Below are 13,127 nucleotides of genomic sequence, written 5' to 3' on the forward strand. Positions count from 1 at the left end.
ACAGCGCGGCGGGGCCGCTTGCTTTTCCCCGACCCCTACCTGCTAGACCTCTTCTACGGAACTGGGCTCTGCACGAGACAGATCGATGCCCAGTTCTTCCGCAGCCGTGAAGACTGCGTCATCAGAGTCACGCATTTCAATTGTGGTTCCGTCCGTGGAAAGCACTTCCACGTTCAGGCACAGCGACTGCATTTCCTTGATCAAGACCTTGAAGGACTCAGGAACGCCCGGCTCCGGGATGTTCTCGCCCTTGACGATGGCTTCGTAGACCTTCACACGACCGTGGATATCATCCGACTTGATCGTAAGGAGCTCCTGGAGCGTGTAGGCGGCGCCATAGGCTTCGAGCGCCCACACTTCCATTTCACCGAAGCGCTGGCCACCGAACTGTGCCTTACCACCCAGCGGCTGCTGCGTGATCATGGAGTACGGGCCGGTGGAGCGCGCGTGGATCTTGTCGTCCACCAGGTGGTGGAGCTTCAGGATGTACATGTAGCCGACCGAGATCGGATCCGGGAACGGCTCGCCGGAGCGGCCGTCAAACAGGCGGGTCTTGCCCGAGGAGTTGATCAGGCGGTCCCCGTCGCGGGTGACGTTGGTGGAGTCGAGCAGGCCCGTGATTTCCTCTTCACGCGCACCGTCGAACACCGGCGTGGCGACAGTGGTCTGGCCACTTTCGCGCGGCAGGTTCGGCAGCTGCTTGACCCACTCGGGCTCGCCTTCGATCTTCCAGCCGGTCTTGGCAACCCAGCCGAGGTGCGTTTCGAGCACCTGGCCGACGTTCATACGGCCCGGAACACCCAGCGGGTTCAGGACGATATCAACGGGGGTACCGTCGGCAAGGAAGGGCATGTCCTCGATCGGGAGGATCTTGGAGATAACACCCTTGTTGCCGTGACGGCCGGCGAGCTTGTCGCCGTCGGTGATCTTGCGCTTGGCGGCCACGTAGACGCGGACCAGCTGGTTGACGCCCGGGGGCAGCTCGTCGTCGTTGTCGCGGTCGAAGACGCGGACACCGATCACGGTGCCGGACTCGCCGTGCGGGACCTTCAGGGAGGTGTCGCGCACTTCGCGGGACTTCTCACCGAAGATGGCGCGCAGCAGGCGCTCTTCCGGGGTCAGCTCGGTCTCGCCCTTGGGGGTGACCTTGCCGACCAGGATGTCGCCGGCTTCAACCTCGGCACCGATGTGGATGATGCCGCGCTCGTCCAGGCCTGCCAGGACTTCCTCGGACACGTTCGGGATGTCACGGGTGATTTCCTCGGCACCAAGCTTGGTGTCGCGGGCATCGATCTCGTGCTCCTCGATGTGGATCGAGGACAGGACGTCCTCGGCCACGATCCGCTGGGACAGGATGATGGCATCCTCGAAGTTGTGGCCTTCCCATGACATGAACGCCACGAGCAGGTTCTTACCGAGGGCGAGTTCGCCCTGGTCCGTTGCCGGGCCGTCGGCGATGATGCCGCCGACCTCCAGGCGCTGGCCTTCGTTCACCAGGACACGGTGGTTGTAGCAGTTGCCCTGGTTGGAGCGGGCGAACTTGTTGATCCGGTAGTTGGTTTCGGTGCCGTCGTCGTTGAGCATGATGACGAGCTCGGCGGAAACCTCGGTGACCACACCGGCCTTCTTCGCGATGACAACGTCACCGGCGTCGACGGCGGCGGCGCGCTCCATGCCGGTGCCGACGAACGGCGCCTCGGAACGGACCAGCGGCACAGCCTGGCGCTGCATGTTGGCGCCCATGAGTGCGCGGTTTGCATCGTCATGCTCGAGGAACGGGATCAGGGCGGTTGCCACGGACACCATCTGGCGCGGGGAAACGTCCATGAACTCGACGTCGGCGGCGGGGACCAGCACGGGCTCGCCTCCACCACCACGGGCACGGACCAGCACGGTCTCTTCGGCGAAACGCTTGTTCTCGTCGAGCGGGGCGTTGGCCTGTGCGATCAGGACCTCGGCCTCGTCGTCGGCGGTGAGGTACTGGACCTCATCGGAAACGACACCCTCGGAGACGAGGCGGTACGGGGTCTCGATGAAGCCGAACGGGTTGATGCGTCCGTAGGAAGCCAGCGAACCGATCAAACCGATGTTCGGGCCTTCAGGAGTCTCGATCGGGCACATACGTCCGTAGTGGGACGGGTGCACGTCACGAACTTCCATGCCGGCGCGGTCACGGGACAGACCACCCGGGCCAAGCGCGGACAGGCGGCGCTTGTGGGTGAGGCCCGAGAGCGGGTTGTTCTGGTCCATGAACTGCGACAGCTGGGACGTTCCGAAGAACTCCTTGATGGCTGCCACGACGGGGCGGATGTTGATCAGGGTCTGCGGCGTGATGGCCTCGACGTCCTGGGTCGTCATACGCTCGCGGACGACGCGCTCCATGCGGGACAGGCCGGTGCGGACCTGGTTCTCGATGAGCTCGCCGACGGCGCGGATGCGGCGGTTGCCGAAGTGGTCGATGTCGTCGATCTCGACGCGCAGCTCGTGGTCCTGGCCGTCGCGCTTGCCCGTGAGGGTCTTCTCACCGGCGTGCAGGGCTACCAGGAACTTGATCATGGCAACGATGTCTTCAACGTGCAGCACGGATGCTTCCTTGTCGCCAAGGGAGCGGTCGATGCCAAGCTTGCGGTTGATCTTGTAACGGCCGACCTTGGCCAGATCGTAGCGCTTGGAGTTGAAGTACAGGTTGTCCAGCAGGGACTGGGCAGCCTCGACGGTGGGCGGCTCGCCCGGTCGCAGCTTCCGGTAGATGTCCAGCAAGGCGTCTTCGCGGGTTTCGGTGGCGTCCTTCTCCAGCGTCGCGCGCATGGAGTCGTACTGGCCGAACTCTTCGAGGATCTGCCCTTCGGTCCAGCCGAGGGCCTTCAGCAGCACGGTGACGGACTGCTTGCGCTTGCGGTCGAGGCGGACGCCGACCTGGTCGCGCTTGTCGATTTCGAGTTCGAACCAGGCGCCGCGGGACGGGATGATCTTCGCGGTGAAGATGTCCTTGTCGCTGGTCTTGTCCGCGGTGCGCTCGAAGTAGGCGCCCGGGGAACGGACCAGCTGGGAGACGACGACACGCTCGGTGCCGTTGACCACGAAGGTGCCCTTCTCGGTCATCAGCGGGAAGTCACCCATGAACACGGTCTGCTGCTTGATTTCGCCCGTGTTGTTGTTCATGAATTCGGCCTTGACGTACAGCGGAGCCGAGTACGTAGCGTCCCGGTCCTTGCATTCGGCCATGGTGTATTTCGGATCAGCGAACTCCGGCTCGGAGAAGCTCAGGGACATGGTGCCCTGGAAATCCTCGATCGGGGAGATCTCTTCGAAGATGTCAGACAGGCCCGACGTGGTGGCGACACTGAGGTCGCCTTCTTCGACGGCTTTCGCGACGCGTGCCTGCCAGCGTTCGTTGCCGACCAGCCAGTCAAAGCTGTCGGTTTGCAGGGCAAGCAGATTCGGAACGTCAAGCGGTTCGTGAATCTTTGCGAAGGAGAGCCGGCGGGTTGCACCGTCGGTGCTGTCGGCATTAATAGCGGTAGCGTTGTTTACATTAGAGGTGCTCGAGGCGACCAAGAGGGATCCTTCCACAGACCTTCAGGCGTTTTCAGATCTCCCCCGTTATGTACCCTGCGAAGTGACTTCGCAGCGCTACCAGTCCGGTTCCGCTATATGACCCGGGACCCGCGCTGTCCATGCTGGTGCACGTTGTAGACGGCACATTGATGGAGCAGCTGTCAGGCTAAGCCCACCGCTATATGAAGGCTGAAGGTAAACAGGGAAGACGCAAATATCTACGATACGGCAAAGCAACCTACTTGTCTACCCCACTTGCGGCGCGAATGCAAGCACGGCCCCCGCTCCCCCGGGCCCTGCCCTGGCGCACCGCCGAATGGCTCCGTGACGGGGCTCACGATAACCTTGGGATACATCGTTAGAGATCGGAAGAGATAACCATGAGCAACTCCGCGGACAACAATGATGTTGTCATCCTCGCCGCCGCCCGCACCCCGCAGGGCCGGCTGAACGGGCAGCTGGCCAGCTTCACCGCCGTCGAACTGGGCACCCACGCGATCCGGGCGGCGCTGGCCGCCAGCGGAGTGACGGCGGACCAGGTCGACTCGGTCATCATGGGCCAGGTCCTGCAGGCCGGCGCGGGCCAGAACCCGGCCCGGCAGAGCGCCATCGGCGCGGGCATCGGCTGGAACGTCCCCACCGTGACCATCAACAAAGTCTGCCTCTCCGGCCTCACGGCCGTGATCGACGCGGCCCGGATGATCCGCAGCGGCGACGCGACCGTCGTCGTCGCCGGCGGCCAGGAGTCGATGAGCCGGGCACCGCACCTGCTGCCGGGCTCGCGGCAGGGCTGGACCTACGGCTCCGTCCAGGCACTCGACGCCGCCGCCCACGACGGCCTCACCGATGCCTTCGACGGCCAGTCGATGGGCCTGTCCACGGAGAGCAAGAACGTCACGCTCGGCATCGACCGCACCTCCCAGGACGAGGTCGCAGCGGCCTCGCACCAGCGCGCCGCCACGGCAGCGAAGGACGGGGTCTTCGACGGCGAAATCGCCCCGATCAGCGTCAAGCAGCGCAAGGGCGACCCGGTGGTGGTCGGCACCGACGAGGGGGTGCGCCCGGACACGTCCGTTTCGTCCCTGGCCGGCCTGCGCGCGGCCTTCGCCACCGACGGCACGATCACGGCCGGCAACTCGTCCCCGCTCTCGGACGGCGCCGCCGCCCTGGTCCTCACCTCGCGGAGGTTCGCCGAGGAGCACGGCCTGGAGTACCTGGCCGTGGTCGGCAAGCCCGGGCAGGTTGCCGGCCCGGACAATTCGCTGCACTCCCAGCCCTCCAACGCGATCAAGAGCGCGCTGGACAAGGCCGGCTGGTCCACCGCGGACCTGGACTTCATCGAGATCAACGAGGCCTTCGGGTCCGTGGCCGTGCAGTCCCTCAAGGACCTCGACTACCCGCTGGAGCAGTGCAACATCCACGGCGGCGCCATCGCCCTGGGGCACCCGATCGGCGCTTCCGGAGCCCGGCTGGCCCTGCACGCGGCCCATGAGCTGAAGCGGCGCGGCAGCGGCAAGGCCGCCGTCTCGCTCTGCGGCGGCGGCGGCCAGGGCGAGGCCCTGCTGCTGTACCGCGACTGATGACCGAACTCATCTCCGGCGAGGGCCGCGGCGGCGGTGCCGGCAGGAAGCGTTTCCTGGCCGACGCCGCCGCGCGCGGCCTGGAGGTCGAGCTGGTGGAGCGGCTGGCTGCCAGCAGCCTGGAGGAGGCCGCCGGCATCCTCGGCATCACCCCCGGGGACATCGTGAAGTCCCTTGTGGTCAAGCACAAGGACGGCAGCTTCCTGTTCGCTCTCGTCCCGGGCGACCGCCAGATCTCCTGGCCCAAGCTACGCCAGCTGGTGGGCGTTAACAAGCTCTCGCTGCCCAGCGCCGACGTCGCCCTCGCCGCGACCGGCTACGAGCGCGGCACCATCACCCCGCTGGGCAGCAGCTCCCCGTGGCCGGTCTACGCCGACAGCACCATCACCGGCCGGCGGATCTCGATGGGCGCCGGCGAACACGGCTACAGCGCCTTCGTCGACGCCGACGCCCTCACCGCAGCCTTGGACGCCGTCGTCGCGGACATCACCGAGCCGCTCGCATCCGAGTAGCACGCCCGGGTTAAGTGCCCGCGGCGCCGGCCCTCCGCGGCCCGGGCCGTCGATTGCTCCGTAACTGCCGTTATGGGGACTGATAACGGCGGTTACGGAGCAATCGATGGGGGTGGGACCGTCCGTCAGGCGGTGACGGTCAGCGGTTCGCCGTTGACCGTGAGCCGCCAGTTGCTCTGGCTGAACACGGCCGCGTCCAGGGTGCCGCGGGCCACGACGTAGTCGATGATGCGCTGCCGGATCTCCTGCTGGCTGTTCGAGAGCACCGGTGCCGCCTTCACGGCCGGGAAGCCGCCGCCGCCGCTCTGCCGGTAGTTGTTGACCGCCATCGCGAACTCCTGCTCCGCCGCCACCGGCGAGCCGCCGTACGACAGGTTCCTGATCCGGTCCCCCGCGGGACGGGCCAGGTCAATCTCGTAGTCCAGCGGGGCGTCCAGGCCGTAGACGACGTCGTAGTTGTAGTCCGGGGTGCCGTTGGGCGCCAGCGCGGTGACGGCGTTCGTGACGTCCTGCGCGCGGGCGGTCGTGCCGGACACCGGCTTGAAGTACTGCGCGGACCACTCGAGGTAGGCCTTGACCTGGGCGCCGGTGACCTTGATGGAGAGCAGCGTGTTGTCGAAGATGTACAGTCCGGCCACGTCGCGGATGGTCAGCGGGCCGGCCTTGACGTCCACCGAGCGGGAGAACGCCGCCGCGATGGACAGGACCGGCAGCCCGGCCGCCGGACCGTTGGCCAGCTCCGCTTTGATGGTGCTGGCCTGGACGTAGTTGATCGCGTCGATCGCGGCCGAGTCCCCCCAGCAGGCGGTCGCCGTGCTCAACGGCGCGGTGGACGTCCCGATCACCTGGTTGACGTACTTGACGGTCGCCTCGTGCCCGGCCTGCACCGCGCTGACGACGGCGGGATCCGCCTCGACGGTCTTGGCGTCCAGCAGGTGCGAGTGCGCCGAGGTGACGGTCCACTGCCCGCGGTCCTTGGCGAGCTGCAGGTCGATCACGGCGACGCGCATCCCCCACTTCAGGGGTTCGGTGAGAAGGACCTGCCGGCCGGTGGCCTTGTTGGTGACGAACCGTTCCGGGATCTCCAGGTGCGCGTGCCCGACGAGGATCGCGTCGATGCCCGGGACTTCCTCGGCGAGCTGCGTGGAGGCGTTTTCGGCGAACGGCAGTGCGTCCCCGTAGGAGGAACCCGGCGTCGCGCCCGAGTGGCTGGAGACGATGACGACGTCGGCGCCGGCGGCCTTCATCTGCGGGATGACGGTCCTGGCCTCCTCGACGATTCCGTTGAAGTCGAGCTTGCCCTGGACGTTGTCGCGGTCCCAGAGCGCGCAGCCGGGGGTCACGAAGCCGACCAGGCCCACCGTCAGCCAGCCGTTCCCGGTCTTGACGCGCTTGAGGACGTACGGGGTGAACGCGCGCTGGCCGGTGACGGCGTCGTGCACGTTGGCCCCCAGCAGCGGGAAGTCCAGCTGCTTTTCCCAGGTCCGCAGCATCGGAATGCCGTAGTTGAACTCGTGGTTGCCGAGCGCGACGGCGTCGTATCCCACCGCGTTCATGGCCAGCGCCATGGGGTGCTTGACGGTCTCCGAGATGGGATTCACCTTGGCGAAGTAGTAGGCCAGGGGCGTGCCCTGGATGGTGTCCCCGGAGTCGATGGTGAGCGTGTTGCCGGCGCCCCGCTCGGCCCGGACGGCCTTGATCAGGGTGGCCGCCTGGGCGATGCCGATCTTGTTTCCCGCGGCGTCGGAGTAGGGCACGTCCTTGAAGTAGTCCCAGTTGAAGACGTTGTTGTGCAGGTCAGTGGTGCCGAGCACGGTCAGGTTGAACTGTTTCTTGCCGTTGTTGGCCGGCGCGGCCTGCGCCGCCGGGGCGGACAGAGCGGCCGCGGCAGCACTGCCGCCGACGAAGGCCGCGGTGAGCATGGCGCGGCGGGAGAACGCGGGGTTGGGATCGGTCATTGTGTAGGCTCCTCAGGGTTTTGCGGCCGGTCGGCACAAGGCCAAAGTCTAAGGGCCGCGCCGCATCCTGAAAAGGAGAGCAGACAATCATTTACTCAAGGTTTACCCAGGTCCCGCCCGGCGCCGGACGCAGGAAACCCCGCCCACCGGAGTGGACGGGGTTTCCCGGAAAAGCTGGGCCGTTCGAGCTGGTCGAACGCCCCGGGCAGGGCGAGTTACTTGAGGGTAACCGTTGCGCCGGCCTCTTCGAGCTGAGCCTTGGCCTTCTCGGCGGCTTCCTTGGTGGCGCCTTCGAGAACAGCCTTCGGTGCACCGTCAACCAGGTCCTTGGCTTCCTTGAGGCCGAGGGAGGTGATGGCGCGAACTTCCTTGATCACTGCGATCTTCTTGTCGCCAGCAGCCTCGAGGATGACGTCGAAGTCAGTCTTCTCTTCAACCTCTTCAGCAGCGCCACCGGCGGGGCCGGCAACTGCAACAGCGGCAGCGGTAACTTCGAAGGTCTCTTCGAAGAGCTTGACGAACTCGGAGAGCTCGATGATGGTCAGTTCCTTGAAAGCTTCAATGAGCTCTTCGTTGCTGAGCTTCGCCATGGTGTGGCGTCCTTCCTATAGGTGGTGCCTGGGCGGCCTGGGCCGCGCCTTAGCACCGGAGTCTGGTTTGTAAGAGAGTTAGTTCTCTTCGGCAGCTGCGGCTTCGGCCGGAGCTGCAGCGTCGGCCGGAGCCTCGGCTGCGGGGGCTTCTGCTTCTTCAGCGGCGGGCGCTTCGGCAGCTGCCGGTGCACCGTTCTCTTCTTCAAGCTTGAGGCGCAGTGCGTCGATGATGCGTGCAGCAGCGGCAGCAGGAGCCTTGAGGATGCCTGCAACCTTGGCGAGCTGCAGCTCACGGGACTCGAGTGCTGCCAGGGCAGCAACTTCGCTGGCGTTCAGTGCCTTGCCCTCGAAGTAACCGGTCTTGATGACCAGCTGCTTGTTGGCCTTGGCAAAATCCGTCAGGCTCTTGGCAGCGGCAACTGCGTCACCCTTGATGAACGCGATTGCAGTGGGGCCGGCGAGCTGTCCGTCGAATGCTTCGACACCAGCTTCCTTGGCTGCAATGGCGGTCAGGGTGTTCTTGACGACCGAGAACTTGGTTTCCTGGCCGAGAGAAACACGCAGCTGCTTGAGCTGTGCAACGGTGAGCCCACGGTATTCGGTCAGGACAGCGGCGTTCGATTCCTTGAAATCGTTAGTGATCTCAGCTACTGCTGAAACCTTGCTAGGCGTTGCCATAACCCTCCTTCCGGGGATAGTGCCGGTTTGTCCGGGTCCCCGCTCAGATGAGCTAAAAACTAAAAACGCCCCGCGCAGATGCACGGGGCTTGGCTCAACGCGGTCAAGCCGCGGAGCTTTGCTTCGTTCACCTGCGCCGGCCGCCCTATGTTCAGGGTCCTTCGTCCGGAGACCCACTGGGCCTCCCGGGCGCAGCTGCAGAATTGAGCCTTGCTTGGGAGAGTGGATTTCCAACAACCGACGGTCTTTGGTTCCCCCAGCTTACGGGACGCGCCCCGTGTGTTCCAAATCGGCTCAGCTGACGCTGGGTCCGAAGTCCGGCAGTTCCTTCTGCCAGATACCCGTCACGCCCGCGGTGGTGAAGCCGAGCTGCTGGTTGACGGTCAGCAGGTAGCGGTTTTCCGGGGCATTCCAGGTGTACAGCACGCGGGCGTCCGGGAACTGTTCGGTGAGCCGTTCCATGTTGGCCACTTTGATCAGCAGGCCCAGCTTGTTGCCCCGGTGCTCGCGCAGCACCACCGTGTCGTCCTGGAAGACGACGTCGGGGCGCAACGCCAGGACGGTGATGGTGGTCAGCCCCACCAGCGCCCCGCTGGCGAGGTGCTCGACGGCGGTGACCACCGTCCGGCGGCCCTGTGCGATGGCGACGTCTTCCGCTTCGCGGAGGAGGCCGCCGTCGAACACCAGGTCCCCGTCGTCGGCGCCGGGGATCCCGTCCTCCCCGGCCCGGTTCTCCAGGGCGGCGACGGCTTCGAGCCATTGCTCGGGGCAGCGGTCCGTCCAGTGGTGCAGCCGGTACCGGCCGGCGTTGGCCGCGTCGGCCTCGGCCTGCAGCTCGGCGACCAGCTTGCTGTCCAGCGGGAGGGCGCAGGAGCTGAACTGTTCGATGTGCTGCAGGGTGTAGCCGGTGTGCCGGGCGAACTCGACATCCCGGCTGTTCAGCGGCACGAAGCCCATGCCGGTGCCGGGAATGAGTTGCCCGGCTTTGCTGTCCGACAGCGTCGCGCCCGGGTGGTTGGTGTCGATCAGGATGGTGCGCCTGCCCTCTTCCCGGGCCAGGTGCTCCGCGGCCTCCAACAGCTGCCGGCCGACGCCGCGGCCCTGGAACTCCGGCAGGATGTCGAGGGTGAACTCGGCCAGGTCGAGGTTGTCCGCGAGCGGCAGGGCAATGTCCACCGTTCCGACGATCTCGCCGTCGACCTTGGCCACGAGGATGACCTGGCGCTCATAGGGGTCCGCCATTTCCAGCAGCTTCTCCAGCGGGGCGTAGGCGAGGTCGTCGCTCCCCCAGGTCTCCATCCGGACCTTCCGCCCCACTTCCACGGCGGCAAGGAAGTCCGCTGCATCCGGTCCGTCCAGCGAATCCGGGATCCAGAGCTGCTCGACCCGTACCTCGTGTGCCTTAGCGGGCATGTTCCCAGCCATCCTGCCGCTCAATGCTCTGCCGCCTCATGCGTTGCCCGGCTCGCGCCGGGCTTTCAAGCGTCAGCATATGCCCGTTTGGGTCCGCATTCCATGGCCCGCACCGGGGACTTTCCGGCGGCACCCGACGCCGGCGCACCTCACCCGGATGCCGGGGTACTTCCCGCGGCTTGCACAGCCCTTCCCACGGCTTCCGGGGCGACGGACCGCTGCCATTCCCCGTCCCAGCCGGCAGGGCGGAAGCCGAGGGCGACGTTGATGGCGAGCATGTGGTCGTTTTCGGCTGCGTTGAAGGTGGTGACCCGCTGGACGTCCGGGTAGCCGGCCAGCCGGCGGAGGTTGGCAATCTTCACCAGCATGCCCAGGCGGTGCCCGCGGTGGCTGGCGGCCACCAGGGTGTCGTCCTGCTCGGCGAGCCACGGTTTGCTGGGCGCCAGTTCGAGCACCGAGTAGGCCGCCAGTTCGCCGCCCTGCCGGTGGCGGGCCGCCGCCACGAGCGAGACGTTGCCGGCCTGTTTCCAGGTGTCCTCGACGTGGCGCACGCGTGCGACATCCCAGGTCTCCTCGTCGTAGCTGAGCCCGCCGGTCGGCGCGTCCGTGCTCATCCGTGACATCAGGACCGCCAACTGCGCCACGTACTCCTCCGGGCAGTGGTCCGTCCAGCACAGCAGCTCGTAGCCGGCGGCCTTGGTCTGCGCGTCCCGTTCCAGCCGGTCCAGGCCCGGCACCGCGGCGGCGACATCCAGGCTGCTGAACCGCGAGACCTGTTCCAGCCGGTAGCCCGCCGCCGCGGCGAAGCGGACGCCGCGTGCCGACGTCGGCAGGGCGCCGGTGCCGGTCACCGGTGTCATCACGTCCGGCCCGTCGGCGTCGAAGTCCGCCGGGTGTTCGGTGAAACTCATCAGGACGGTGCGGCCGTTGGCGGCGGCCAGCGATTGCGCGTGATCCAGCAGCGCACGGCCGACCCCGCGGCCGGTGTAGGCGTTCAGCACAGCCACGTGCAGGAGGGCGCTGCCGAGGTTCTCCTGCTGCTCGAAGCGGATCCAGGACTTTCCCACCATCTTGCCGTCGACGCGGACGAAGAAGATCCGCATCCGGGTGTAGGCGTTGTCCCGCCAGTAGCGCAGCCGTGCTCGGGCGGCGGTCGCCCGGTCCAGGTTGCCCCAGGTCTCCAGGGTGAGTGCGTCGCAGAGCCGGCCGAATTCGAGGAATTCCGCGGCGTCCAGCGCGTCGATGGTCTCCGGGAGGTGCAGGGGTTCGACGAGGTACGGGACGGCAGTCACCGGGTCAGCCTAACCGCCGTCCGGGATGCAGAAAAGACCGCCCCGCGGCTGCGGGACGGTCTTTTCTCTGCCTGTTAGGCAAGCCGACTGGATTAGACCTCGGTCAGGACCTTGGTGACGTTGGGGTCAACCGAGATGCCCGGGCCAAACGTGGTGGCAACGGTGGCCTTCTGGATGTAGCGGCCCTTGGAAGCGGACGGCTTGAGGCGCAGGACCTCTTCCAGAGCGGCAGCGTAGTTCTCGGCCAGCTTGATGGCGTCGAAGGAAACCTTGCCGATGATGAAGTGCAGGTTCGAGTGCTTGTCGACGCGGAAGTCGATCTTGCCGCCCTTGATGTCGTTGACAGCCTTGGTGACGTCCGCGGTGACAGTGCCGGTCTTCGGGTTCGGCATCAGGTTACGCGGGCCCAGGACCTTACCGAGGCGGCCAACCTTGCCCATGAGGTCAGGGGTGGCGACGGCGGCGTCGAAGTCGGTCCAGCCGCCGGCGATCTTCTCGATCAGGTCGTCGGAACCAACGAAGTCGGCGCCGGCTGCGATTGCGGCCTCGGCCTTGTCGCCGGTGGCGAAGACGAGGACGCGGGCGACCTTGCCGGTGCCGTGCGGCAGGTTGACGGTGCCACGGACCATCTGGTCGGCCTTACGGGGGTCGACGCCGAGGCGGAACGCGACCTCAACGGTAGCGTCGAACTTGGACGGGTTGGTGTCCTTGGCGAGGGTCACTGCCTCGAACGGCGCGTAGAACTTCTCCGCGTCGATCTTGGCGGCGGCTGCCTCATATGCTTTGCTGCGCTTTGCCATGCTGCTTATTCTCCTTGTGCAGTTGTGGTCTGCGGACCGCGCTGGGCCCTGCCACAGTCGGGATTCCGGACGGTTTATCCGTTGCGGGTCCCGATATTTCAATGTTTAGGTGGTGCCGGTCGCCCGGCGGTGCTGCCCGGCGTCGTTCCCGGTTTCCCGGACCCGGCGCCGCATCAGCGGTGGGGGAATTAACCCTCGACGGTGATACCCATGGAGCGGGCGGTGCCGGCGATGATCTTCGCGGCGCCTTCCAGGCTGGTGGCGTTGAGGTCTTCCATCTTGGTGGAGGCGATCTCGTTGACCTGGGCCTGGGTCAGCTTGGCAACCTTGACGGTGTGCGGGGTAGCCGAACCCTTGGCGACGCCTGCAGCCTTCTTGATGAGCTCTGCAGCCGGCGGGGTCTTGGTGATGAACGTGAATGAACGGTCTTCGTAGACGGTGATTTCAACCGGAATAACGTTGCCGCGCTGGGCTTCCGTCGCAGCGTTGTACGCCTTGCAGAATTCCATGATGTTGACACCGTGCTGGCCAAGCGCAGGACCGATCGGCGGGGCCGGGTTGGCGGCACCTGCCTGGATCTGCAGCTTGATGAGGCCGGTGACCTTCTTCTTGGGAGCCAATGTAGGGTCCTTCTCTCAATTACGTCCTGGGACACAGGAGCGTGCCTCAGGTTGTTGGCCGCCATGGCGAGGCGGCCGGCCGCTCCGAAGCTGCTAAGCGGGCAGCCCGGGGCGAATTCTGTGGGT

At 66.1% G+C, this 13,127-nt stretch carries 10 protein-coding genes; 2 read left to right on the plus strand and 8 right to left on the minus strand.

All coding sequences use genetic code 11. The features are described 5' to 3' along the window. Positions 1-42: 42 nt before the first annotated feature. Positions 43-3,558: a DNA-directed RNA polymerase subunit beta gene (rpoB, locus tag AC1MBE_RS05655; protein WP_479781420.1), complete on the minus strand. Its 3,516-nt coding sequence runs from the start codon at positions 3,556-3,558 to the stop codon at positions 43-45. A gap of 380 nt (positions 3,559-3,938) precedes the next feature. Between rpoB and AC1MBE_RS05660 the strand changes: the two genes are divergently transcribed. Continuing rightward, positions 3,939-5,138 carry an acetyl-CoA C-acetyltransferase gene (locus tag AC1MBE_RS05660; protein ID WP_479781422.1) on the plus strand — a complete coding sequence of 400 codons (1,200 nt, stop codon included), beginning with the start codon at positions 3,939-3,941 and terminating at the stop codon, positions 5,136-5,138. Further along, positions 5,138-5,650 (plus strand): aminoacyl-tRNA deacylase, encoded by a 513-nt coding sequence (locus tag AC1MBE_RS05665; RefSeq protein WP_479781424.1) that lies wholly within the window; start codon positions 5,138-5,140, stop codon positions 5,648-5,650. The genes AC1MBE_RS05660 and AC1MBE_RS05665 overlap by 1 nt, the downstream gene beginning before the upstream one ends. A gap of 125 nt (positions 5,651-5,775) precedes the next feature. Here AC1MBE_RS05665 and AC1MBE_RS05670 read toward each other — a convergent pair whose 3' ends face one another. The 7 genes from AC1MBE_RS05670 to rplK all read right to left on the minus strand — a co-directional run bounded on the left by AC1MBE_RS05670 (position 5,776) and on the right by rplK (position 13,001). Beyond that, the gene (locus AC1MBE_RS05670) at positions 5,776-7,608 is read right to left on the minus strand and encodes a bifunctional metallophosphatase/5'-nucleotidase (RefSeq protein WP_479781426.1); all 1,833 of its coding nucleotides are present in this window, start codon (positions 7,606-7,608) and stop codon (positions 5,776-5,778) included. 215 nt (positions 7,609-7,823) lie between these two features. Beyond that, on the minus strand, positions 7,824-8,198 hold the full coding sequence (rplL, locus tag AC1MBE_RS05675; RefSeq protein ID WP_346960917.1) for a 50S ribosomal protein L7/L12: 375 nt from the start codon (positions 8,196-8,198) through the stop codon (positions 7,824-7,826). 78 nt (positions 8,199-8,276) lie between these two features. Then, positions 8,277-8,876, minus strand: a complete 600-nt coding sequence (gene rplJ / locus AC1MBE_RS05680; RefSeq protein ID WP_479781429.1) for a 50S ribosomal protein L10 — start codon at positions 8,874-8,876, stop codon at positions 8,277-8,279. A gap of 294 nt (positions 8,877-9,170) precedes the next feature. Then, positions 9,171-10,289 (minus strand): GNAT family N-acetyltransferase, encoded by a 1,119-nt coding sequence (locus AC1MBE_RS05685; protein WP_479781431.1) that lies wholly within the window; start codon positions 10,287-10,289, stop codon positions 9,171-9,173. 149 nt (positions 10,290-10,438) lie between these two features. Next, complete coding sequence (locus AC1MBE_RS05690; protein WP_479781433.1) at positions 10,439-11,581, minus strand: GNAT family N-acetyltransferase; 1,143 nt, start codon at positions 11,579-11,581, stop codon at positions 10,439-10,441. 92 nt (positions 11,582-11,673) lie between these two features. Further along, positions 11,674-12,381, minus strand: a complete 708-nt coding sequence (gene rplA / locus AC1MBE_RS05695; RefSeq protein WP_138768556.1) for a 50S ribosomal protein L1 — start codon at positions 12,379-12,381, stop codon at positions 11,674-11,676. Between the two features lie 188 nt (positions 12,382-12,569). Next, positions 12,570-13,001, minus strand: a complete 432-nt coding sequence (rplK, locus tag AC1MBE_RS05700) for a 50S ribosomal protein L11 (RefSeq protein ID WP_003803853.1) — start codon at positions 12,999-13,001, stop codon at positions 12,570-12,572. Positions 13,002-13,127 lie beyond the last annotated feature (126 nt).

The sequence above is a fragment of the Arthrobacter sp. BG5 genome (genome assembly GCF_056680155.1).

Coding starts and splice junctions, on each gene's coding strand:
- rplA (WP_138768556.1), bottom strand. CDS start 12,381: ATGGCAAAGCGCAGCAAAGCATATGAGGCAGCCGCCGCCAAGATCGAC.
- AC1MBE_RS05665 (WP_479781424.1), top strand. CDS start 5,138: ATGACCGAACTCATCTCCGGCGAGGGCCGCGGCGGCGGTGCCGGCAGG.
- AC1MBE_RS05670 (WP_479781426.1), bottom strand. CDS start 7,608: ATGACCGATCCCAACCCCGCGTTCTCCCGCCGCGCCATGCTCACCGCG.
- AC1MBE_RS05685 (WP_479781431.1), bottom strand. CDS start 10,289: ATGCCCGCTAAGGCACACGAGGTACGGGTCGAGCAGCTCTGGATCCCG.
- rplL (WP_346960917.1), bottom strand. CDS start 8,198: ATGGCGAAGCTCAGCAACGAAGAGCTCATTGAAGCTTTCAAGGAACTG.
- AC1MBE_RS05660 (WP_479781422.1), top strand. CDS start 3,939: ATGAGCAACTCCGCGGACAACAATGATGTTGTCATCCTCGCCGCCGCC.
- rplJ (WP_479781429.1), bottom strand. CDS start 8,876: ATGGCAACGCCTAGCAAGGTTTCAGCAGTAGCTGAGATCACTAACGAT.